At 61.8% G+C, this 22,617-nt stretch carries 20 protein-coding genes, 2 tRNA genes and 1 pseudogene; 15 read left to right on the top strand and 8 right to left on the bottom strand.

All coding sequences use genetic code 11. The annotated features are described in order from the left end of the window. The first annotated feature begins 252 nt into the window (after window positions 1–252). The 4 genes and pseudogenes from fdxA to F6X39_RS13570 form a co-directional block, all read left to right on the top strand. The gene (fdxA, locus tag F6X39_RS13555; RefSeq protein WP_187616960.1) at window positions 253–576 is read left to right on the top strand and encodes a ferredoxin FdxA; all 324 of its coding nucleotides are present in this window, start codon (window positions 253–255) and stop codon (window positions 574–576) included. 118 nt (window positions 577–694) lie between these two features. Further along, window positions 695–770: transfer RNA gene (locus F6X39_RS13560), tRNA-Asn, on the top strand. A 61-nt stretch (window positions 771–831) separates the two neighbouring features. Then, a tRNA-Asn gene (locus F6X39_RS13565) sits at window positions 832–907 on the top strand. A gap of 158 nt (window positions 908–1,065) precedes the next feature. Then, a pseudogene (locus F6X39_RS13570) lies at window positions 1,066–1,221 on the top strand (CREA signal peptide protein); the annotation flags it as partial. 305 nt (window positions 1,222–1,526) lie between these two features. Here F6X39_RS13570 and F6X39_RS13575 read toward each other — a convergent pair. Genes F6X39_RS13575 through F6X39_RS13590 form a run of 4 tightly spaced genes read right to left on the bottom strand, consistent with a single transcriptional unit; the run spans window position 1,527 to window position 7,130 of the window. Continuing rightward, entirely contained in the window at window positions 1,527–1,901 is a 375-nt protein-coding gene (locus F6X39_RS13575; RefSeq protein WP_187616961.1) for a hypothetical protein, read from the bottom strand. Next, entirely contained in the window at window positions 1,898–3,802 is a 1,905-nt protein-coding gene (locus F6X39_RS13580; protein ID WP_187616962.1) for a hypothetical protein, read from the bottom strand. The genes F6X39_RS13575 and F6X39_RS13580 overlap by 4 nt, the downstream gene beginning before the upstream one ends. Further along, the gene (locus F6X39_RS13585; RefSeq protein WP_187616963.1) at window positions 3,799–5,676 is read right to left on the bottom strand and encodes a site-specific integrase; all 1,878 of its coding nucleotides are present in this window, start codon (window positions 5,674–5,676) and stop codon (window positions 3,799–3,801) included. Before F6X39_RS13585 ends, F6X39_RS13580 begins: the two co-directional genes overlap by 4 nt. Next, entirely contained in the window at window positions 5,673–7,130 is a 1,458-nt protein-coding gene (locus tag F6X39_RS13590; RefSeq protein ID WP_187616964.1) for a site-specific integrase, read from the bottom strand. Before F6X39_RS13590 ends, F6X39_RS13585 begins: the two co-directional genes overlap by 4 nt. 21 nt (window positions 7,131–7,151) lie before the next feature. Between F6X39_RS13590 and F6X39_RS13595 the strand changes: the two genes are divergently transcribed. The 5 genes from F6X39_RS13595 (at window position 7,152) to F6X39_RS13615 (ending at window position 10,861) form a co-directional block, all read left to right on the top strand. Continuing rightward, complete coding sequence (locus tag F6X39_RS13595) at window positions 7,152–7,532, top strand: CreA family protein (protein WP_262414697.1); 381 nt, start codon at window positions 7,152–7,154, stop codon at window positions 7,530–7,532. Window positions 7,533–7,655: 123 nt separating this feature from the next. After that, window positions 7,656–8,498 (top strand): helix-turn-helix transcriptional regulator, encoded by an 843-nt coding sequence (locus F6X39_RS13600; RefSeq protein WP_187616965.1) that lies wholly within the window; start codon window positions 7,656–7,658, stop codon window positions 8,496–8,498. Window positions 8,499–8,676: 178 nt separating this feature from the next. Continuing rightward, on the top strand, window positions 8,677–9,438 hold the full coding sequence (locus tag F6X39_RS13605) for an AzlC family ABC transporter permease (RefSeq protein ID WP_187612388.1): 762 nt from the start codon (window positions 8,677–8,679) through the stop codon (window positions 9,436–9,438). Further along, a complete protein-coding gene (locus F6X39_RS13610) occupies window positions 9,435–9,758 on the top strand; it encodes an AzlD domain-containing protein (RefSeq protein ID WP_184073774.1) in 324 nt (107 codons plus the stop codon). The genes F6X39_RS13605 and F6X39_RS13610 overlap by 4 nt, the downstream gene beginning before the upstream one ends. Before the next feature lie 335 nt (window positions 9,759–10,093). Continuing rightward, window positions 10,094–10,861: a DUF4088 family protein gene (locus F6X39_RS13615; protein WP_187616966.1), complete on the top strand. Its 768-nt coding sequence runs from the start codon at window positions 10,094–10,096 to the stop codon at window positions 10,859–10,861. 89 nt (window positions 10,862–10,950) lie between these two features. On the opposite strand, the gene F6X39_RS13620 is transcribed toward F6X39_RS13615, so the two are convergent. Both F6X39_RS13620 and F6X39_RS13625 read right to left on the bottom strand, forming a co-directional pair. After that, the gene (locus F6X39_RS13620; protein WP_187616967.1) at window positions 10,951–13,146 is read right to left on the bottom strand and encodes an ATP-dependent helicase; all 2,196 of its coding nucleotides are present in this window, start codon (window positions 13,144–13,146) and stop codon (window positions 10,951–10,953) included. Between the two features lie 306 nt (window positions 13,147–13,452). Further along, entirely contained in the window at window positions 13,453–13,971 is a 519-nt protein-coding gene (locus tag F6X39_RS13625; RefSeq protein WP_184027875.1) for a hypothetical protein, read from the bottom strand. A gap of 335 nt (window positions 13,972–14,306) precedes the next feature. Between F6X39_RS13625 and F6X39_RS13630 the strand changes: the two genes are divergently transcribed. From F6X39_RS13630 to fumC, 5 genes are all read left to right on the top strand, one after another. Continuing rightward, window positions 14,307–14,525, top strand: a complete 219-nt coding sequence (locus tag F6X39_RS13630; RefSeq protein WP_013090085.1) for an RNA-binding S4 domain-containing protein — start codon at window positions 14,307–14,309, stop codon at window positions 14,523–14,525. A 306-nt stretch (window positions 14,526–14,831) separates the two neighbouring features. Then, window positions 14,832–16,256 (top strand): MATE family efflux transporter, encoded by a 1,425-nt coding sequence (locus tag F6X39_RS13635; RefSeq protein WP_187616968.1) that lies wholly within the window; start codon window positions 14,832–14,834, stop codon window positions 16,254–16,256. 328 nt (window positions 16,257–16,584) lie between these two features. Further along, entirely contained in the window at window positions 16,585–17,544 is a 960-nt protein-coding gene (locus F6X39_RS13640; protein WP_187616969.1) for a bile acid:sodium symporter family protein, read from the top strand. Window positions 17,545–17,794: 250 nt separating this feature from the next. Beyond that, entirely contained in the window at window positions 17,795–19,396 is a 1,602-nt protein-coding gene (locus F6X39_RS13645) for a phospholipase D family protein (RefSeq protein ID WP_187616976.1), read from the top strand. Window positions 19,397–19,411: 15 nt separating this feature from the next. Beyond that, window positions 19,412–20,809, top strand: coding sequence for a class II fumarate hydratase (gene fumC, locus F6X39_RS13650; protein WP_187616970.1), 1,398 nt, complete (start codon window positions 19,412–19,414; stop codon window positions 20,807–20,809). A 13-nt stretch (window positions 20,810–20,822) separates the two neighbouring features. Here fumC and F6X39_RS13655 read toward each other — a convergent pair whose 3' ends face one another. Continuing rightward, entirely contained in the window at window positions 20,823–21,329 is a 507-nt protein-coding gene (locus tag F6X39_RS13655; protein ID WP_176105428.1) for an acyl-CoA thioesterase, read from the bottom strand. 95 nt (window positions 21,330–21,424) lie between these two features. Beyond that, window positions 21,425–21,565 (bottom strand): hypothetical protein, encoded by a 141-nt coding sequence (locus F6X39_RS13660; RefSeq protein WP_167368602.1) that lies wholly within the window; start codon window positions 21,563–21,565, stop codon window positions 21,425–21,427. A gap of 210 nt (window positions 21,566–21,775) precedes the next feature. Here F6X39_RS13660 and F6X39_RS13665 point away from each other — a divergent pair, with 210 nt between their 5' ends. Next, the gene (locus tag F6X39_RS13665) at window positions 21,776–22,489 is read left to right on the top strand and encodes an ArsR/SmtB family transcription factor (protein WP_187616971.1); all 714 of its coding nucleotides are present in this window, start codon (window positions 21,776–21,778) and stop codon (window positions 22,487–22,489) included. Window positions 22,490–22,617: the final 128 nt, after the last annotated feature.

Below are 22,617 nucleotides of genomic sequence, written 5' to 3' on the forward strand. Positions count from 1 at the left end.
CACTGCACCCTTGCAACGGACGCGCTGAGCCGAGCGGCGCGCCAACCTGATGCATGTTACCCGAATGCGTCCGCATCCAGCGTGCCACCGGGCCTTCGCCGCCATTGCGCGGCCGCTCGCGGCACCCCATAAACTAATCACAAAAACATATAAGACGCACGGCCCGATGCTTTATGCGCCCGTTGACGTTACGTTACAATAACTCTTTTGGCGTCCGCGCCCTCCCCGATTCCGCATGCAGGAGCTGCCTGAATGACTCACGTTGTGACCGAAAGCTGCATCAAGTGCCGCTATACCGACTGCGTCGATGTGTGCCCGGTGGACTGCTTTCGCGAAGGTCCCAACTTCCTCGCGATCGATCCCGATGAATGCATCGACTGCGCCGTGTGCGTGGCCGAGTGCCCGGTGAACGCCATCTATGCCGAAGAAGACGTGCCGGGCGACCAGCAGGACTTCATCGCGCTGAACGCCGACCTGGCGAAAGCGTGGCCGAGCATCACGAAGACCAAGGCACCGCTGCCGGAAGCCGAGGAATTCAAGGATGTGAAGGAAAAGGTCGCGCTGCTCGCGCGCTGAGCGCGGCCGCCTGTCACCTGCCTTGGCCGTTCAGATTCAGTATCAGGATGAACGCCGAGGTATTGACAGACGTTTCAGCTGCCTCTACAATTTCGCTTCTCTGCTGTTGTTGTTCTGTTCCTCGATAGCTCAGTCGGTAGAGCGCCGGACTGTTAATCCGTAGGTCCCTGGTTCGAGCCCAGGTCGAGGAGCCAAGAATTGCAAAAGCCCGTTAATCAGACGGGTTTTTTTATGTAGATCAAGTTGTACTGCTGTTCCTCGATAGCTCAGTCGGTAGAGCGCCGGACTGTTAATCCGTAGGTCCCTGGTTCGAGCCCAGGTCGAGGAGCCAAAAAATTTGAAAGGCCCGCATCCATGCGGGCCTTTTTGTTTTTGTGCCACGTGGACAGCCTCACGCGCGCCGCGCGCCGTTATACGATGGCGACTTCACGGCGCACGTTTCGCCCCGCTCTGGCGCCGGCCCACTCCAGACACTCAACCGGCACGCTCATGAAATCCACCTCGCTACGCATCGCGCTCGCGGCCGCCGGCACCCTGCTGCTTTCTTCGGCGCGCGGCGAAGAAATCGCCAGCGTCAATACGAATTTTCACGTTACCGGCTCCGACCGCGTGGTCGTGGAGGCCTATGACGATCCCATCGTGCAAGTATGAGCATCTTTTAGAAAAATGGACAACACCAAGCCCATAAAAATCAAGCACATAGCAGAAAGAGGACTGTCCATCGTTCGAGCAGAAAAAATGGACGAACCACCCCGCCTTTGTCCATTTTCGAGGAGCATTCAAGCCCCTGTCCTCGCCGCCGGACGGGCTCGCAGGCCGGGCTCCGCAAGCTCCGTCCGGCCCTAGCCCTTTAGCGTGCTACAGGGAGTATCCGCGTCAAGGGTTCGCTACGCCGGGCTCCGCCCGCCCTTGACCCGAATCCACCCTGTAAATGCCAAACCATCGAGCCACTAACCCTTCCCCTCTCTCCCTTTTCGAATCGGCAAAACAGAGCCGCCCCGCAATTTAACAAGTTCCTGCTTCAAGTCGAATATTTCCTTCACGAGAGCAATCTCACGCTCCAATGACTCGTCCAAACGCTCTTGCAATTGGCGCTTATCGCCCTTGTATCGCTCCAGCTGTACTGCTGGCTCATTCCTTATAGCGGCCGTTCCAGCTGCGGCCGCCTCGATAGCGGCAATAAGCTCAGCGAACTGGGCACGCGACTTCTTTATGCTCCCCTTTTTGCGTCCAGCCTCAATTGAGACTGTATCGTTGTTTATCTTCGCTTTTCGGGTTTTCAGCCTATCCAAAGCCTCGTAATATTCCTTGAGAGAATCGTTCATTGCGTTTCCTCTTTGTCAATCTTTGCCAGAACACCGAGCAATACGTCCAGACCTCTCTTTTCGAGGCGGTATTCGACGGATTTGGTATCTTGCCGTTTGAGCTTGTCTACTATTCCCATTTGAACGTCTGCTACTTTTCTGATTTTTCTGGGGCTGGCAACAAGGTTCTTGCAGTTCTTTTCAAGACACTCAAACGGAATTGGCGACAAAGGCAAGCTTTCGCAGATAGAGGTGCTCGTACAGCCACCAACGACCGTTTCACGATACGCGATTTCACCTCTTTCAAACATCTCCAAAGCATGAGCACGAGAATAAACGGAGACCGGTGAAAGCTTAACAGCCGGACTATTAGCCCAAGCAGCACCGCCTCCAAATAACCGTTCGTCGCTCATCAGCACATTCGTGGCGTAACCAAGATATTCGGACAACGCTCGGCTACCATTCCATTCTCGCGCAAAATGCTCGTCCGGAAACAAAATAGATTTGGAGAATTCTGAGCCCCTCGAATAATACATCGTCATCTCTTGCGTCAAATGCTGCAACTGAGATTTCAGGCTAGGCAAAGTAACCAAACCAGATGAATGTGCATAGAGAGCTAAACTGCGTCGGAGTTGATGGACCGTAAGTGGCCATCGAGCCCCAATCGAGAACTCCGGTTCATTGCGCCAATCCCGCTCCGTGTCCATCCGCATTAAATCATCAATATCCGACGACTCAATGACCGGGCAAATCATCTTAATAAGACGTTCTCGGCTTTTGTCGTCACCTTTGGGCTTGAATCCGTCATAATCGCCCTGCGAACCCACCCCGTGACGTGGAAAAAGGACAAGCTTATTCTTCTGCTTCAACAGGTCCCCCATGCCATTCAATGAATGAATCGCAGTCGCTAGAGTTTCTGCGCATTGAACGGCACGCTTCCCAAGTTGATTGGTGACCCATTCGGTCTCTTTCGGCCTACCTTTATTAAATTTTGACGTTGTCCCCCTGATGCATGTATGAGCGGAGCCGCCGTGTTCAAATATACTCAACGCATGGACGGGCAACGATTCAAATTCTCCACGGCGCATTCCAGTATGTGCGGCTATAACCACTCCGCAGACGGCGTAGATATGCGTGACCCAACCGGCAACAGCGTTAAGACGAGGGGCTTCCTCGATATTTTGACCGAGATAGGCAGCATATTGACGCAGTTTTTCTCCTGCCGCCGGATATGAGCCTCTGGCACCACCATGCCTGATACGGAGATAATCAACCAAGTCGTCAATCACGGCCTCAACTATCTCAAGCTCCGAAGTCAATGCCTCAAGAATATGAGAATAAATCCGAGGTGGAATTATGGGGGTTTGTCTTTCAGCATCTCGGGCATCCTTGTCCGCTTTTATGATGAAAGGGTGAAGCCGTTTTAAATCCACCTTGGCTGTGAATCTCTCGTCGTCGCAAAGACTAGAAAGAACAATAAACAACTCGACGCCCATCACCGGACGGTTCTTCAAAAACGAAATTATAAAATCTTCATGCCGCAAGGCCTGATAGACATCATAGCCCGCTTCCGATGCGTCAGCAGCGAAGTTTCTCAATGCGTAATACTTAGCCAGAAATGTATTAGCCGCCGGGAGCTCCTTACCCTCCTGATGCAACAGCAGGTAGAAGATAACTTTTAATTGAATAATGGAGGCTTCGATAGCAACACCGGCCTTTCTGATACGGTGGAAATTCACCATCTTGCCCCAAGAGGAGCTACCGCCTTTAAGAGCGGTCGCGTCCCAAACATCGTGGCCAAATCGACTATTGATTTCGCTAGCGGACGCTTTTATTTCTGTTTCGTCAACCGGCCGCCAAAAGTCGAAAGTCGGCTCACGCCCAAAATCAAATTGAATTTTTTCGAATTCTAAAAGGCTCATAGCACTCCCAGAGCAGTCAGTTGCTCCATTTTTGTCGTCCAGAAAGCGTCCAGATTTTCTTCTTCTTCAACTTCCCGTTCGATTCGGGCAACCAGGTCCCCGTCGACCTTTCTCAATTCACCAAGCAACTCGTCGATTCGAGTTAGCACTTTCCCGAGGACTCCGTCAGAAAAGTCGACATCTCCCTTTGTTGAGAACGTTAGCCGAAGGCAATATCGACAGCTCAAAAGTTTTCTTATATCAACCTCATCTGCATGAATTCGATATTTATCGCAGAACAAGCATCCTTCTGTTGATTCACATTTTGGCACAACAGGTACGTTGATATGCAGCGAGGCAGGTCGATTGAATTCGACGCATGCGCCCACGCTGCTTTGAACATGCTCTGCTTCATCTTTCCGAGACTTCAGCACGGTATTTTCCAGACTGACCAAGTATTTACCAAGTTCGAGCACGTGAGTTGCGCGCGACCCGTTCGAATAAACACGAATGGCTGTTGTGATGGAATGTCCCATAAGCTTTGCTGCGACATCTGGTGTGGTATTTCTAATCAGATAATCCTGTTTTGCCGCTCTAATCTTTCGTAGCCCAAGACCCGTGAATTCTATACCCACGCGCTCTAATCGTAGTTTCAGCTGCTTTCTGTACCATGTGGTGTGGAACGGTGTGACAACTCCAGATTTATCCACGGTCAAAAATAACTTCGAGTGTGTTTCTTCGCGAAGGATATAGGCACGCAACTCAAGATACCGAAGAAAATACGGAATGAATTGCAGAGAAATTGACGCCACGACCTCCTTCCCAGCCGCGCGAAGCTTAATGCCCCGGAATTTCGCTCGAACTGCTTTCCCCCGCCGAATACGCTCGGAGAGGTCATCCGAATATTCCAGGCCCTCGATTACCGCTTGGTTAAGTCCGGTCTCCAACGCGAACAACGCACCGAACGCTAAGCATCCAAAAGCAGCGAGATTCAGGCGTTCTGGATGATATTTATTGCTGTTAATCTCACCAATAACTCGAGTCGCTTCGCTTCGAGCGCGCCATGCGTGACCACGGGCGTGTTTCTCCGACGATAATTTGAATGTCTCGTGGATTTCGTCGGTGGTACGTAAGCGACCAGTCTCAATACACCACGCCGCACCGTATCGGCTATTTTCCAGAGCCTTGCGGCTTCGACCATTGGGAAATAACCAAATTTTATGGCCAATTTTCCCACTGCGGTCATTGAATGCCACTGGAAAGGCAGAATGCCCCAATATAGTATTGGCAGCCGTACTAAAAATCTCGTCCATCCAACCAGCAAATGCCTGAAGTACCCCTTCATCGGGTGCGCGAGTGCCGTCTCCGCTACTCTGAGTTAACCGGACAATTCGCTTTCCAAAACTGTCGTCCTCATAGTATTCGCGAGCAAAGTCCAGAAGACTCTGCTGACGAAGAGCTGCCGATTTGGGCTTTAACTTACTTGTGGATACTTGAAGGGTAAGCTCTTGAGTATATTCTCTTAATGACGCTTCTGTTGCATCGCGGTCAATCCATATTTCTGACCCTCGGCCATCTTTATCTACCCAATTCATATAGAAACGGATGTTGGCGAATTGGCCTTCCGCGCTACGACCGGACCAACTCCTCGTCCGCATTATTCGAGACAAGGTCTCAGCAAACCGTGTGATTACCGGCAGCCGATTCGCACAGAAGCTAGATTCGTCAATAAGCCAGTTGCCCGCTTTGTGCCCCTTCCTGATTAAATAGGCAAAGGTCCAAACGTGGCCCAAGGTCTCAGCGCCGAAAAATCGCAACGCAAGCCGCTCTGGCCTGGCGACAGCGATTCCTTCTGAAATCGGCATTTCGAGAACGGTTATGTCGTCCGGACTCACGCGTCACTCCCAGAGCTTCGCTGAATTAGCTGACGTAGATATGCACTCCACCCCTCGTTAGCGGCATCGGCCATTTTCAAGTTATATCGATAATCGAGATAGCGCATGGTGGTATCCAAATTGGCGTGCCATAGCAGTCCGGCGAGCTGGCGAATAACTTTTTCTCGCTCTGCTCCGCCGACGGCAATTCGCTTAACATTGAAGTCCACAAAATTCATGCCAAAACTGGCACGCAGGTCATGAAAGCGGTAGCTGAAATCTGGTCGGTTTAAACGCGCCCGGACCTTCGGAATGATTCTTTTCGTTATAAATGTGCGAAGAGATTGGCCCTGCTTGGTGCCTTTTAGTTGTTTGCCGGTAGTTCTGATTTTATGCCTGTCTTCGATTGATTCGTAGAATGGCTTACCATGCTGAGTCAAAAACAGGTATTGATTTGAATTTTCAGAAACACCATTTTTTTCCCGACGGGCCTTAGCTCGAGGACTCAGTGAATATACATGCAGTTTCTCGTAGAGATATTTTGGAATATGGAGCGTCCCTTTCTTGTTCTTTTTCGTATCAATCCCTGTTCCCGGACCACAACGAATTCTCACGTCTTCGCCAATTATCTGGTCTGGTGGCGTCGCGACGTGTGAGAGACGGAAAGTCAAAACGGTTTGCTCTCGAGCACCAGTCAGCAAAGCCAATTGATGGATAAGCGTTATCTCAACGTTTGCAAGTTCCGTTAGGGCATGCAATATGGCGTCCTGCTCCTGAGTTATTAACGGACGTAATTTTCCACCATCGCTTATTAGCTCTTCCCAAGGGTCTTCAGCGATAGGGTTTGTAATGCTGACGTCCGTTGTCGTAACAGCCTTTATATGCTCACGTCCTGCGTCATCCTGGAATGCAATAGCGACTCCTCTTTCGACCCAAGGTGGATTTTGAGGAAAAATCAGCTCATTCCGCATTAACCATCCGTAGAATCGAATCACAGTTGCCATTCGACGCTTGCCAACTCCGGGACTCATTTTTCCTACGCGTATTTGGTGTTTTAATTCCGCTGAATAGCGATAGGTTGGCCTTCCGAATTTTCTGGCTGGAAAACTCAACCAATCTACATCTTCGATGTCTAGAAAATTGCGGTAGGCTGCTATATCTTCAGCAACCGTACCCAGAGAAAGCATGTTCGGCTCTGTTTTAATCTCAGCGAGGTCGATTAAATACAGGTTAGCCTCAGCCCACGGGCTTCCGTCAGCATTAAGAACAATCGGAAACCGGGCATAGCGGCCTAACGACCATTCCGGGCCCCCGTCCAATCTTTTTTCGCCCGGAATGCGAACCGGTGTGCGATGGTATGTGAGTTTTTCTTCTTTAGACTTCAGAACAACTTCTTCCGAACCTATGGACGGCACATCGGATGCCACCGACAGGACGAGTTTGGGAAGAAGTACACGCCGAGCGCTAGTGTTCATAGATTCTAGTTCGTATTATGATTGTCCATTTTTGCAAAAGACACATATTTCGTCAATAGGGGAAAAGTTGCTCCTATGCAAGGCGTCACCTGCTACGTGTCGCGGGCGCGGACGGGCGGCATCAAAGGCACGCTCGGCATCGCCGAAGATCCGACCGAGGCATCGATCGCGTGCCGCCAGGTCGGGGAGTTGCATTTCACCGGCCCCGTCAAGCAGAAGGACGACGTGTTCTCGGTCAGCATGTCGCTGATCTTCAAGTCGCTGCACGTGGTGCGCGTGGTCGACACGAAGCGCAACGCCCTGGTCTATTTGACCTACAGCGACCGCGTCGTCAGCGGCAGCGCGAAAAACAGCGTGAGCGCCGTGCCGATGCCCACTGGCACGACGATTCCGGTCAAGTAAGGGCAAGTCTCAGGACAAGTACCGGCAATTGACGGCACCAGCGGCACGCGGCGCGGCGCTGCACACCCGCCGCCGTCCCCGACAACGACGCGTTAAACTGACCGGTCCAGCTGGACTTTCGTCATGACCGCCACCCCTCGTTTCCGCGATTCCGCCCGCTACTGGCGCACGCCGCTACTGCCCGGCGCGGATCTGCTCACCGCCGAATATCACGATCACGAGTTCGCGCCGCATTGGCACGACGCCTACACGATCCCGGTGATCGTCGCGGGTGCGGAATGCTATCGGTATAACGGCGAGCACCATGTCGCCGAAGCGGGCAGCGTGCCGGTCATCAACCCGGGCGAGTTGCATACGGGGTCGAAGGCGGTCGAGGCGGGCTGGCGGTATCGCGTGATGTATGCGCCGGTCGGGTTCCTCTGCGCGCTGGCCGACGAAGTCGCCGGCAAGCCGCAGGCCTTACCGTGGTTCGCGCCCGGCGTGATCCGCGATTCCGATCTCGCGACGCGGCTCGCGCACGCCCACCGTCTGCTCGAAGCCGGCGACGACGCGCTCGCCGCCGAAACCGCGATGCTCGACGCGCTGTCCACGTTGCTGGTCCGCTATGCGCGGACGCGCCCCGCCGCTGCTCGCGTCGCCACCGACGACACTCGCGTCGCACTGATGCAGGAGCGTCTGACCGGCGACCTCGTCGAACCGGTGACGCTCGCCGAGGTCGCGAAGTCAGCGGGTCTGTCGCCGTTCCACGCGGCGCGGCTATTCACCCAATCGACCGGCCTGCCGCCCCACGCGTGGCGCAATCAGGTGCGCCTGCAGCGCGCGCTCGCGCCGTTGCGCGCCGGCGTCCCGGTGACCGACGTCGCCGCCGCGAGCGGCTTCACCGATCAGAGCCATTTCACGCGGCATTTCCGGCGCATGTTCGGCGTGCCGCCGGGCCAATGGCAAGGAACGCAGCGCGGTTCGTAACGCGATGCGGCACCGCCGGCGCCTGCACCGCGCGCCGTGAGCGTGCCGCCGCAATCCGTCAGCCCGTCATCAGCCATCCCCCCGCTACACCGTAGCACCCCATCCGCATTCCGCCGCAAGAACGTACAAGTCCGAACGCCGGTCAGCCGCTATGCTTCCGACATCAAGGAGGCTTAGATTGACCGATTCCACCCAAGGCCAGCCCACCCGGGGCGGCCATCTCAAAGAATTCGCCGCCGGCGCGCGCGACATCATCCCGATGATGGTCGGCGCCGCGCCGTTCGGCGTCATTTTCGGCACGCTCGTGACCTCCAGCCCGCTGCATCTGTGGCACGGCCAGTTGATGTCGCTCGTCGTTTTCGCGGGCTCCGCGCAGTTCATCGCGCTCGGGCTGATCGCCGGGCATGCGAGCTTCGCCGTGATCTGGGCGACCACGCTCGTCGTCAATCTGCGTCACGTGCTGTATAGCGCGACGCTCGCACCGCACGTCGCGCATCTGCCGAAGCGCTGGCGTTGGGCGCTCGGCGCGCTGCTCACCGACGAAGTCTTCGCGGTCGCGTGGGAGCATTACCGGCATCGCGAGCCGGGCACGGTCGGCCCGTACTACTTCTTCGGCGCCGGCGTCGCGATGTATCTGAACTGGCAGCTATGGACCGTCGCCGGCCTGCTGTTCGGCGCGGCCTTCCCCGGCCTGCAGTCGCTCGGTCTCGACTTTGCGATGGTGGCGACGTTCATTGCGATCGTCGTGCCGCAACTGGTCGCGCTGCGCTATATCGCGGCGGCCGTCACCGCCGGCACGCTGGCGTTTTTCTGGCAGGCGTGGCCGTATAAGCTCGGCCTGCTCGGCGCGGTGTTCGCGGGAGTCGCGGTCGGCGTGCTGCTGTCGATGTCGCGTCTGAACCTGCGTGGCGCGCGCCGTCCCGTGGAGGCCACGCGATGAACTACGTCGTTCTGATCGTCGGCATGGCGGCGATTACGTGGTTGATCCGCGCGGCCGTGTTCGTGCTCGGCGACCGGCTCGTGTTCCCGCCGCTTCTGCGCGCCGCGCTTAGCTTCGTGCCGGTCACCGTGCTGACCGCGATCATCGTCCCGATGGCCGTGTCACCGCACGGCAACAACGCCGAGCTGAACTGGCGCAATCCGCAGCTGGTCGGCGCGCTCGCCGCGATCGTCGTTAGCGCGCTGACGCGCCGGCCGCTGCTGACGATCGCAGTCGGTCTAGGCGTGTTCTTCGTCTGGCAGTGCGTGGTGCTGAAGTAAGCGCGCCCTGTCTCTACGCTCGTCGACTCAACAGCGGTCCCGTCGACACCTCGCCGCGTCGCGGGCCGCGCACTCCCGTTCAAGCGACTCCCAAGCGGGCCATTGCCCGAAGCTTCCCTCCAAAGCGTCCGCGCGTCGCCGGGCCGCCCTCAAGTTTCCCGCCACCCCGCCGATATGCAGTCGAGGTCCGCTCATCGGGAGTCGTCCCGCTGGTTACGCGGCAACAGGCTGGAATCAAGCGCGTCGGCAACCGGCGTCGCGTCGCCTCGGTGCGCAAGCGGCCGGGCGATCTTGCGACGGCGCGCCGCGCGCGGCCGCATTAAACGGGATAACACATGGGTCAAATCACCCTGAAGCTCAAGGACGAGACCGTCGCGTCGCTGCGCAAGGACTTCGAGGCCTTTTTACGGGTCTCGCTGAAGCTCGATCCGCAGTTCGCGACGCCGTCGTTCGAGGATTTCTTACGCGCCAAGCTGCTCGACAACATGGTGCCGCTCACCGAGCACGCGGTACAGCGGATGCTGCAAGGCGGCCAGTACGCGTGGGCCAAACGCACGCTCGACAAGGAATTCCCGGACGTCGTGTCGATCCTGATGCGGCAGGCGGGCGAGTTCGGATTCGGTTTCGCGGCGCGCTCGGAATGGACGCCCGAGGAGCTCACCAAGCAATGCCGCGACTGGGCCGCCGCAATCGTCAAGGAAGCGGAAGGCGACGCGACGCTGGTCGACCCCCTCGCCTCGCAGATCAAGAGCACCGTGCAGGACATTCAGGCACTCGAGGAAGAGATGCAGACGCCGGCATGGCGGCTCGTCGAATCGCTGCGCCAGCGCGTCTACGAGGCGAAGGTCGCGTGCGAGATGAGCGTGGGCAGCACCGCGCGCGAGAAGCTCGGCGAACTGCGTGGGCTGTTGCGGCTAGGCATTTCGCACGGCACGTTCCAGAAGCAGGAAGCGCAGCAGATCATGGAGTATCTGCGGCTCTTGAAGCCGGAGATTTTCGTCGAGGAGCCGTACGACGTGTTCTCGCGGCTGGCGGCATGGCTGCGCAATTTCTTCGTGCCGCCGCCTCCGGTCGCGCAGCAACAGCAGCGGCAGTCGCGCTGAGCTTCCACTGACCCGCGCGGCGCACGTCCCTTCGTCGGATAAACGCGCCCCCTGCCCGCGCGTCGATCCCAACGCGCGGTGCTAACCGCTCAATCCCACATCTTCCTGAGCTTCGCCGCGATCTCGATCTTCGCCTGCGCGGCCGCGGCGAGCCCCGCCGCGCTCGGCGCGCTCGCCACCGCAATGCGCGGCCATGCATAGGCGTCGAACAGCGGCAGCATCGGCGTGGCGATGAAGCGCGTGCGCGACGCCCACACATGGCGGTCGCCCAGATGCGTCTGGTTGTGCACGTAAAAGCGCTGTGGCACGACGATGTGCAGGTCTTCCTTCGCGCGCGTCATCGCCACGTACAGCAGGCGCCGCTCCTCGTCGATTTCCTCGTCGCTGCCGGTGCCGAGATCGGACGGAATGCAGCCGTCGACGCCGTTCAGCACGAACACGTTGCGCCACTCCTGACCCTTCGCCGAATGGATCGTCGACAGGATCAGGTAGTCTTCGTCGATCAGCGGCACGCCGGATTCGTCGCTGGTCGCGTCGGGCGGATCGAGCGTCAATTCGGTCAGGAAGCGTTCACGCGACGGATACGTACCCGCGATGCTTTCCATCTGCAACAGGTCCGCGTGACGGATCGCGGCGTCCTCGTGGTTGCGCTCCAGATGCGGCTCGTACCAGCGCCGCACCATCTCGAACTCGGCGGGCCACGGCGTTTGCCGGCCGTACACGCTCGACATCAGCTCGACGAACGGATGCCAGTCTTCCTGCGTGCGCGCGGGCGCCGCAAACGCGGCCAGCACACCGCCCGCGGTCGCGACCGGATCGCCGCCGTCCGCGCGCGCGACGATGTCGTCGAGCACCTTCGCCGCGGTGGCCGGGCCGACGCCCGGCAGCAGTTGCACGACGCGAAAGCCGGCGACGCGATCGCGCGGATTCTCGGCCCAGCGCAGCACCGCGAGCACGTCCTTCACGTGCACCGAGTCGAGAAATTTGAGCCCGCCGAACTTGACGAATGGAATGTTGCGGCGCGTGAGCTCGATCTCGAGCGCGGCGCTGTGATGCGCGGCGCGAAACAATACCGCCTGCGACTTCAGCTTCACGCCCTGCTCGCGCGCCTCGAGCACCTGCTCGACGACGTAGCGAGCTTGCGCGGCATCGTCGGCGACCGTGACGAGGCGCGGGCGCTGCGCCGACGCCTTGTCGGTCCACAGATTCTTGGTGTAGCGCTCGCTCGCGAGTTCGATCACCGCGTTCGACGCGGCGAGAATCGGCTCGGTCGAGCGATAGTTGCGCTCGAGCGTGACCTGCCTGGCGGGCGGCTCGAACTGCGTGGGAAAGTCGAGGATATTGCGCACCGTCGCGCCGCGAAACGAATAGATCGACTGCGCGTCGTCGCCGACCACGGTCAGGCCACGGCCGTCCGGCTTCATCGCGAGCAGGATCGACGCCTGCAGGCGGTTGGTGTCCTGGTATTCGTCGACCAGAACATGATCGAAACGCGCCGACAGATCGGCCGCGATGCTGGGCTCGGCGGCCATGTGCGACCAGTAGAGCAGCAGATCGTCGTAGTCGAGCACGCTCTGCTTCTGTTTGGCGTCGACGTATGCGGCGAACAGCCGGCGCAGATCGTCCTCCCACTCGCGACACCACGGAAACGCGCGGTCCAATACCTGGCCGAGCGATGCGCCGGTGTTGACGACACGCGAGTAGATCGCGAAGCAGGTGCCCTTCGCCGGAAAGCGCCGCTCCTTCGCGGACAGTCCAAGCTCGTGGCGCACGAGGTTCATCAGGTCGGCGGAGTCTTCGCGGTCGTTGATCGTAAACGCGGGCGCGAGGCCGATCAGATCCGCGTATTCGCGCAACAGCCGCGCGCCGACACTATGGAAGGTACCCGCCCACGTGAGCCCTTGCGCGAGCGCGGCGCGTGGGCCGACGGTAGTGGCCGCGGCGCCCGCGATGCGGGTCACGCGGCGGGTCATTTCGAGCGCCGCGCGGCGCGAGAAGGTCAACAGCAGGATGCGCTGCGGATCGGCACCCTTCACCACCAGATTGGCGACGCGGTGCGCGAGCGTGTTGGTCTTGCCGGAGCCGGCGCCCGCGATCACGAGCAGCGCGCCGGGCAGCGCGTCTGGCGTGTCGGTCCCGTATTCGACGGCTTCGCGTTGGGCGTCGTTGAGCTTCGCTAGCCAGGCGGCGGTATCGAACGACGGAGCGGATTCGGCGACGGTGGACACTGATCGGTTTCGCGGGTTGGATGGATTTTCAGGATGCGACGCACACTGTATATCCATACAACCTCATGCGACAAGCGCCCCTTTTTTCGGGCGCCTATCCGCCGGTCTACGCCGCGCACTACTCTGTTTCTTCGCGTCCTTCAGGTTGGCAGCAGCGCTGGCCTTGTCGGCGTCGGCCTGCGCGTCGGCTGTGGTCTTGTCCGCTTTCGCCTGGGCGAGCGCGGCTTTCTTGTCGGCCTTCGCCTGTGCTTTCGCGGCCTTTTTGTCCGCATGCGTGGGGGCGCCGCGGCCGGGGCGGTCAAGCGACCGACGCCCGCGGCGCGCGAGTCTCGCAGACCCGCGCGCCGCGGCATCCAGCAGGGCTTAGTGCTTGACGTCCGCGCCGTCGCCCTGCGCGGCAGCCTGCCCTTCCATGTTCATCTTCATTTCGTTATTGGCGGTCTGTTTGTCCGCCTTCTGGTTCAGCTTCGCGCCGCGCACCTGCTCCTTGTACTGGTCCTTCGCGGCCTTCTGCTCCGCCTTCAATTCCGCTTTCGAGGACTTCCTGGCCGCGCGATACTCGGCGTTGGCCTTCGCGTCGGCGTCGCGCTTCTGCACGAGCGGGTCGGTGGAGCCCGAAGCCGTCAAACGGGCCGGCGGCGGCGCCTCGACGCCTTGCGCGGCAGGTGCGCCCGGGACTTGCTGCATGCCTTGCGTCGAAGGCGGCACCTGCATGCGCTGGGCGCCAGCCGCGGACGGCGGCGCCATGCCGGCGGCGCCCTGGCTCTGGATCTGCGCCTGAGCGCCGATGCCTGCTGCCGGCTGCGCGGTCTGCGCAACGGCGGCCGTCGCGGCAAAAGCAGTGAGGGCGGTACCGATCAGGAGCGAACGAATCTGGGTCATGGCTATCCTCTCTGGAGTTGTTGTGACACGGGCGGACTCTCTGGCGTCGTGATGACGGGATGTCGCGCGCGCCTCGTCCGGTCTGTGCGTCGCTGGATGGGCGGCCGGGGAGCGATCCCGGAAGCCAGCGGGCTTTGCTGCTGAACTGCACTCTAGGAGTGAAATCCGTCCGGTGCGACCAGCGTTACGGAACGTTTCACTTTCCGACAACTGAATAACATCTACTTTCATTTGCTTGCGCGAAGGGCTCGCTGGCTGGCCGCGCCGCCGCTCCGGGTGCGCTTGCTTTATGATGCGAACCCCAACGCGACCCCGTGCCCAAAGGTGCAAACGCCATGCCCAACCTCAATTTCACGCTGACCGGCGAATACGTCGAACTCCACAATCTGCTGAAGATCACGGGCCTCGCGGATAGTGGCGGCTCCGCGAAAATGATGGTCGCCGACGGCGCCGTGATGGTCGATGGCCGGGTCGAGACGCGTAAGACCTGCAAGATCCGCGCGGGCCAGGTCGTGCTGCTCGGCGATACGCGAATCGCGGTCCACGAAGGCTGACGGCAGTCCGGAAAATCGCAGGACGGCACGCACCAGAATTGTGCGTCGTCCATCGACAGCGGCCGGGGGAGGCAATAAGCTGTCGGTTTCGACAGGTAAACGACGAACCGCGCGACGGACCGCGCCACGGGCGAGGAGTCGGCTGACCGGCTCGGCGCCGCGTCGCGTTTTTTTCCCGTCCGCTGCCCGGCCGCTCCAACGCCGGTCGGGGCACGCGGCGAGATGCAATGCGGCGCCGCTTGCGCCCGCCTTTCGCTGACGCCATCGCTGTTACCACCGCTGCCACTTTTCGCCGTCAGGCATTCGATGACTCAACCCAGCTTCGCCCGCGCGGCCAGCCGGCCGCCGACCCTATCCCGCCACGCGGCCGACACCGCGCGGCTCGCCGCGCCGCTCGCGATCGCGCAACTGTCGCAAATGGCGATGAGCGTCACCGACACGATCCTGCTCGGCTCGCTCGGCCCCGATGCGCTCGCCGCCGGCGGCCTCGGCGCGAACCTCTTTTTCGTCGTCGTCACGCTGCTGCAGGGCGTGCTGACCTCGGTCAGCGTCAGCGTCGCGCACGCGCGCGGCGCGCAGGACGACGGCCGCGTGCCGCATATTTACTGGACCGGTTTCGTGCTGTCGGTGCTGCTGTCGGTGCCGGCGTTCATCCTGCTGTCGTTCGCGTCGAGGATCCTGCTCGCGGTCGGCGAGCCCGGCCTGCTCGCGCACAACGTCGGCCGATACGCGGCGGTGTTGCGCTGGGGCGCACCCGCGAGCCTGATCGGCGTCGGCCTGATGCGCTCGTTTCTGCCGGCGATCGGCGCGGCACGGCGCCTGTTGTGGGTGTCGATCGCGAGCGTCGGCGTGAACGGCTTCCTGAACTACGGGCTTATCCACGGCGCGTACGGGCTGCCGCGGCTGGGTTTTCTCGGCTCGGCGGCCGCGACCACGATCACCGTGTGGCTGACCGCGCTCGTGCTGATGGCGCTGCTGCATCTGCGGCCGCGCTTCCGCCATTTCGTCGTCGCGACGCGGCCGAAGCTGCCGTTGATGGGCGAATTGTTCGGCATCGGCTGGCCGGTCGCGATCACCTACGGCGTCGAGTCGACGCTGTTCCTCGCCACCGGCCTGATGGTCGGCCTGCTCGGCGAATCGCAACTGGCCGCGCATCAGATCGCGCTGAACGTCGCGTCGGTCGCGTTCATGGTGCCGCTGTCGATCGGCCAGGCGGCCAACGTGCGGGTCGGCTACTGGGCCGGCGCCGGTCAGCCGCTCGCCGCGCGCCACGCGGGCTTCGTCGCGCTCGCCCTCGGCGTCGGCTTCATGTCGATGTCGGGCCTCGTGCTGATCACCGCGCCGCACTGGATCGTCGGTCTGTATCTGCATCTGGACGACCCGGTCAATGCGCCGACCATCGCGCTCGCCAGTTCGCTGCTCGGCGTGGCGGCGATTTTCCAGATCGTCGACGGGATGCAGGCGGTGGGCTCCGGTTGTCTGCGCGGCCTGAAGGACACGCGCGTGCCGATGATCGCCGCCGCGTTCGGCTACTGGGTGATCGGTTTTCCGACCGGCTATCTGCTCGCGTTTCACGCCGGCCTCGGCGCGCGCGGCTTGTGGTGGGGGCTCGCCGCAGGTCTCGCGAGCGTCGCGCTACTGATGACGCTGCGTTTTCACAGGCTAAGCCGGCGGCAGGCGCCGACGGCGGCATCGGCCACGCCGCCCGCGCGCTCGGCTCGAGCGAAGTAGCCGTACGTTCCACTCCTGAAGCACTCCCTGTAAAAGGTAAAATGGCCGCCGCGGCACGCGAGCGCTAACCCGCGCTCACGCGCCACGAACCGCACGACGGCGCGCCTCACGAAGGCAGGCGCCGGACTGGCGCCGCTCGCGCGCTCACCATTGCCCGCTTCGCGTGCGGCTTCAATTGGCCACCCGTTTTTGCCGCGCTTTCGCCACGGCGCTTGGCCGAAGCCGCTTCACCCGCTTTGGCGCGGCAAACGCCGCAACGCCAGCCGACACCCGGCCGCGCCGCAGCCCCCGCTTTCCCGCGATACAACATAACCAAGGACCACCCGCCATGCTTGCCCGCGTCACCCGCCTGTTCCCGCTCTGGGCCGTGCTCGTCTCGGTCGCCGCGTACTTCTCGCCGGCCTCGTTTTCCGGCGTTGCGCCGCACGTCACCACGCTCCTCACGATCATCATGCTGGCGATGGGCGTCACGCTGTCGGCCGGCGATTTCCTGCGCGTGTTTTCGCGGCCCGCGCCGGTGATCGCCGGCATCGTGCTGCACTACCTCGTGATGCCGCTCGCCGCGTGGGTCATCGCCAGGGCGCTGCGCATGCCGCCCGATCTGACTGCCGGCATCGTGCTGGTCGGCAGCGTCGCGAGCGGCACGGCGTCGAACGTGATGATTTATCTCGCGCGCGGCGACGTCGCGCTGTCGGTGACGATCAGCGCGCTGTCGACGCTCGTCGGCGTGTTCGCGACCCCGCTGCTCACGCGCCTTTACGTCGACGCGTCGATCGTCGTCGACGTGCACGGCATGCTGATGAGCATCCTGCAGATAGTCGCGCTGCCGATCGTCGTCGGTCTCGTCGTCAATCATCTGTTCGGCAAGCTCGTGCGCAAGATCGAACCGATCCTGCCGCTCGTGTCGATGGTCGCGATCGTGCTGATCATCGGCGCGGTGGTGGGCGGCACGCAGAAGAGCATCGCGTCGGTGGGCCTCGTCGTGATGGTCGGCGTCATCCTGCACAACGGCATCGGCCTGCTCGGCGGCTACTGGGGCGGCCGTCTGCTCGGTTTCGACGAAGCCGTCTGCCGTACGCTCGCGATCGAAGTGGGCATGCAGAACTCCGGCCTCGCCGCGACGCTCGGCAAGCTCTACTTCACGCCGCTCGCCGCGCTGCCGGGTGCGCTGTTCTCGGTCTGGCACAACCTGTCGGGCTCGCTGCTCGCGGGAGTGTGGGCGGCTCGCCCGGCGAAAGGCTCGACCCATCCCGATGGCGAGCGCGCGCTGCACGCCGGGCGCGTCTGATAGAGCGGCGGCGCGGCGCGGTTCGCATCAGGTGATGGATCACCGAACCGCGGCGCCCTGCCGACCGACGCGCGGCACTCTGCTGCGTTTGCAGACGAACGACGGACACGCGCCCCAATTCCCTTAGAATGGTTTTCTCGACAGCGTGCGCAGGCCTTCGCTGTCGCCACGCGAAAAGCTTGCAAAACAAGGGGAAAACAGCGTGCAGGGCCAATTCGAACAACCTCGGCGGGCCGCGCGCCGCCACTCGATAGTCAGCACGACGAGGCAATTTTTCCTGCTCTGTTGCGCGGCGGCATTTGTGACCGCCTGCGCGACGAAGCCGCCCGCCACCGCGTTCAACCGCCCGCTCACGCACGCACTCCCCGCCACCGCGGATACGCCGCTGCGCGAGGCGCTCGCGCCGTTCGAGGCGAAGCATCCGGAGCAGTCGGGCTTTCGCGTGCTGGCGAAAGGCACCGACGCGTTGCAGATGCGCATCGCGCTCGCGCGCGCGGCGACCAAAACCCTCGACATGCAGTACTACATTGCCAACGAGGACACTACCGGCAAGCTGCTGCTCGGCGCCGCGCTGTATGCGGCCGATCACGGCGTGCGCGTGCGCATGCTGGTCGACGATCTGAACTTCGAGGACATCGACCGCATCATGGCGGGGCTGAACTCGCACGACAACATCGAGATTCGCGTCTTCAATCCGTTCGGTAGCGCCCAGCAAGGCATGTTCGAACGCACCACGAACGTGTTCACGCAGATCGGCCACTTCACGCGGCGCATGCACAACAAGGCGATGATCGCGGACAACCAGCTCGCGATCGTCGGCGGGCGCAATCTTGGCGACGAGTACTTCAGCGCCAGCGAAACGCTGCAGTTCCGCGACATGGACGTGCTCGCGGCGGGCCCGATCGTCGCCGACGTCTCAGCGAGTTTCGACGACTACTGGAACAGCGACCTCGCCTATCCGCTGCGTGCGCTGAACAAGCAGAAATTCGACCAGAAAGAACTCGACCAGACGCGCGACGACCTGCGCCACCACTGGCGCACCCATGCCGATCCGTACAACGCGAAACCGCTGAACGCGACGCCGCTCGCCGCGCAGATTACGAGCGAGCAGCTCGGCCTCACGTGGGCGGGTGCGGAATTCAGGGCGGACCTGCCGGAGAAGATCGCGCATCCGTCGCCGGACTACGTGAGCCCGCCGCTCGCGCGGCTGCGCGAACTGATGCGCGACGCGCAGCACGACTTCCTGATCGTGTCGCCCTACTTCGTGCCGCACGCGTCGGGCGTGCAGGCGGCCGGCGAGCTCACGCGCCGCGGCATCCGCATCGCAGTGCTGACCAACTCGCTCGCGGCTACCGACGCGGTCGCCGTGCAGGCCGGCTACAGCCCGTTCCGGGTGCCGCTGCTAAAGGCAGGCGTCGAACTGTACGAATTGAGGCCATACCAGGACACGCCGGACGTGGGGCTGGTCGGCTCGCGTTCGCGCGCGAGTTTGCATGCGAAGACTTATGTGATCGACCACCAGATTCTCGTCATCGGCTCGATGAACCTCGACCCGCGCTCGGCCAATCTGAACACCGAGCTCGCACTCGTGATCCACAGCCCCGAACTCGCGAATCAGGTCGCCGGCATCTTCGAGCGTGCCATCCAGCCCGATCACAGCTACCACGTGACGCTCGCCGACGCGGCCCAGCTCGCCTATCTGCGCTCGATCGGCGCGCCCCTGTCGCCGCTCGTCTGGACCGACGTCGAGAACGGCCAGACACGCACCTACATTTTCGATCCGCAGGCCGGTTTTTACCGGAATGCGCTAACGGGTCTATTCTCGTTATTGCCTGTCAACTCGGAACTTTGAGAAGCGGAGTCAACCATGACTGAAGACGTACGGATGGAGCGCGACACGTTCGGCGAAATCGCGGTGCCGAACGCCCGCCTGTGGGGCGCGCAGACGCAGCGCTCGCTGCAGAACTTCAAGATTTCGACGGAAAAGCAGTCGCCCGAGCTGATCACCGCGCTCGCGGTGATCAAGCGCGCGGCCGCCGAGGTCAACCTCGGCCTCGGTGTGCTCGACGAGCAGAAGGCCCGCGCGATCATGCAGGCGGCCGACGAGATCATCGACGGCAAGCATCCGGACGAATTTCCGCTGGCGGTCTGGCAGACCGGCTCGGGCACCCAGACCAACATGAACCTGAACGAGGTGATTGCCAACCGCGCGAGCGAGCTGCTCGGCGGCGAGCGCGGCGAAGCGCGCAAGGTGCATCCGAACGATGACGTGAATCGCGGGCAGTCGTCGAACGACGTGTTTCCGACCGCGATGCACGTGGCTGCCGCGGATGCCATCGTCAAGCATCTGCTGCCCGCGCTGAAGACGTTGCGCGACACGCTCGACGGCAAGGCGAAAGCGTTCACCGACGTCGTCAAGATCGGCCGCACGCACCTGCAGGACGCGACGCCGCTCACGCTCGGCCAGGAATTCTCGGGCTATGTCGCGCAGCTCGAGCACGGCATCCGGCACGTCGAGTCGGCGTTGCCGCATCTGTACGAGCTTGCGCAGGGCGGCACCGCGGTCGGCACGGGACTGAACGCGCACCCGAAGTTCGCCGACGGCGTCGCCGCCGCGATCGGCAAGCTGACCGGTCTGCCGTTCGTGTCGGCGCCGAACAAGTTCGAGGTGATGGCAGCCGCCGACGCGCTGGTATTCGCGCACGGCGCGCTCAAAACGGTGGCCGCGAGCCTGAACAAGATCGCCAACGACATCCGCTGGCTCGCGAGCGGCCCACGCTGCGGTCTCGGCGAGCTGTCGATCCCCGAAAACGAGCCGGGCAGCTCGATCATGCCGGGCAAGGTCAATCCGACCCAGTCCGAAGCGTTGACGATGCTGTGCGCGCAGGTGTTCGGCAACGACGTCGCCGTGAACATCGGCGGCGCGAGCGGCAACTTCGAGCTCAACGTGTTCCGTCCGATGATCGCGCACAACGTGCTGCAGTCGGTGCGCCTGCTCGCCGACGGCGCGCACAGCTTCAACGACAACTGCGCGGCCGGCATCGAGCCGAATCACGAGCGCATCGATACCTTGCTCAACGAATCGCTGATGCTGGTGACGGCGCTCAATCCGCACATCGGCTACGACAAGGCCGCGCAGATCGCGAAGAAGGCGCACAAGGAAGGCACGACGCTGAAGGCGTCGGCGCTGGCGCTCGGCTATGTCACCGAGCAGCAGTTCGACGAGTGGGTGCGACCGGAGGATATGGTCGGACGCACCGCATGATGATGCGCTGCGCCTAGATCTTTCCCTGCGCGACTTCTTCCGGCTTCAGCTCGACGATCGCGTCGAGCGCTTCCTTCACGTCCATCGCGTACCTGGCGAGGCGTTTCTGCTCCTCGGTCTCTGGCAGGAAGGCGGGCACCGGCACCGGATGGCCGTTCTCGTTGACGGCGACCATGACGACGAGACAGTCGGTGGTCTGCAGCAGTTCGCCGCCCTTCGGGTCGCCCGCGTGCACCGACACGTGGATGTGCATGCTGGTGCGGCCCGTCGCGACGACGCGCGCGCGCAGCTCGACCAGATTGCCGACGAGGATCGGCCGACGGAAACGGATATTGCCGACGCTGACCGTCACGCAATAGCGCCCAGACCATACCGCCGCGCATGCGTAGGCGGTTTCGTCGATCCACTTCATCAGCGCGCCGCCATGCACCTTGCCGCCGAAGTTGACCGAGGTCGGCTCGGCGAGAAAGCGGAAGGTGGTTTCCGAACGGTCCAGCGGTGCGGTGGGAACAGTGCTCATCTTGACTCCGGTCAATCGGATGCATTGAAAGGAAGCGATTATACGAGCGCAATATTGCGCGCGGCGCGAAGCGCGCCGATGGGCCGAGGGTGGGCCTAGTTGTGGACGCTGATCCCTGTGTCGACGGTGCCGTACATGTTGATGCTGCCGCTGCCGGCCGACCCCGAGCCGGCTCCGCCCCCCGCGCAGGCGCTGGACAGCAGAACCGCCGCGGCGACGGCGAGAAGAGTTTTCATCACATCGATTTCCTGCAAGGACAGGCTTCGATTCTAGCCTGGTGGCTCGCGACGACGCGCAAACGCGGACCGAGCCGGACACGTCCGTCGCATTGATTGTTCACGCGAAGCTGAAACATCGAATACCCGATGCGCGTAGAGTAGGAATCGTGGCGGCGGGCTTTGCGATTGGACCGCGCTGCCCTGTGCCGCCCATTCAGGAGACGCGCCATGACCGCCCCCCTCTTAGACGACCAGAACCACTTCCCTGGCCTGAGCCGCATCGGCGCGCTACTCGCCGATCCCGGCCGCGCCGCGATGCTGTGGGCGCTAATGGACGGTAGCGCCCGCCCAGCCGGCGAACTGACGATGATCGCGGGGCTGTCGCCATCGGCGGCGAGCGCCCATCTCGGACGGCTCACCGACGGCGGGCTGCTCGCGCTCGAAGTGCGCGGCCGACATCGCTATTTCCGTATCGCGTCGGCGGACATCGCCGCATCGATCGAAGCACTCGCCAACGTCGCGCAGGTCAGCGCGCCACAGCGCTCCGTGCCGCGTCCGGCACGCACCGTGCCACTAGAAATGCGCTATGCGCGCACCTGTTACGACCACATGGCAGGCGAGCTGTCGGTGCGCATGTTCGAGCGCATGCTCGAGCGCGGACTGCTGACGCAAGACGGCGCATCGCTCGAAGCGACCGCGCAGGGCGTCGCACGCTTCGCCGACTGGGGCATCGATATCGCCGCGCAGAAGACCCGACGGCGGCGCTTCGCTTGCACCTGCCTCGACTGGAGCATGCGCCGACCGCATCTGGGCGGCGCGCTCGGCGCGGCGTTGCTCGATGCGTGGTCGGCGCAGGGCTGGGTCGAGCGGACCGAGCGGCCGCGCGTGCTGCGCGTCACGCCGGCCGGCCATCAACAATTCGATGCGTTTCTGGCCGGATAGACCGGCGGATTCAACCGGTCGATGCAACACAATGAACGTCGCATGAGCGGCGGGAGTGTTGCAAATGAAACAGAGGCGCCGGATCTATTACAGCGAAAGCCAGAAGGCATTGATGTGGGAACGCTGGC

This window comes from Paraburkholderia sp. UCT2 (genome assembly GCF_014397665.1).
GTDB classification, from domain to species: Bacteria; Pseudomonadota; Gammaproteobacteria; order Burkholderiales; family Burkholderiaceae; genus Paraburkholderia; species Paraburkholderia tuberum.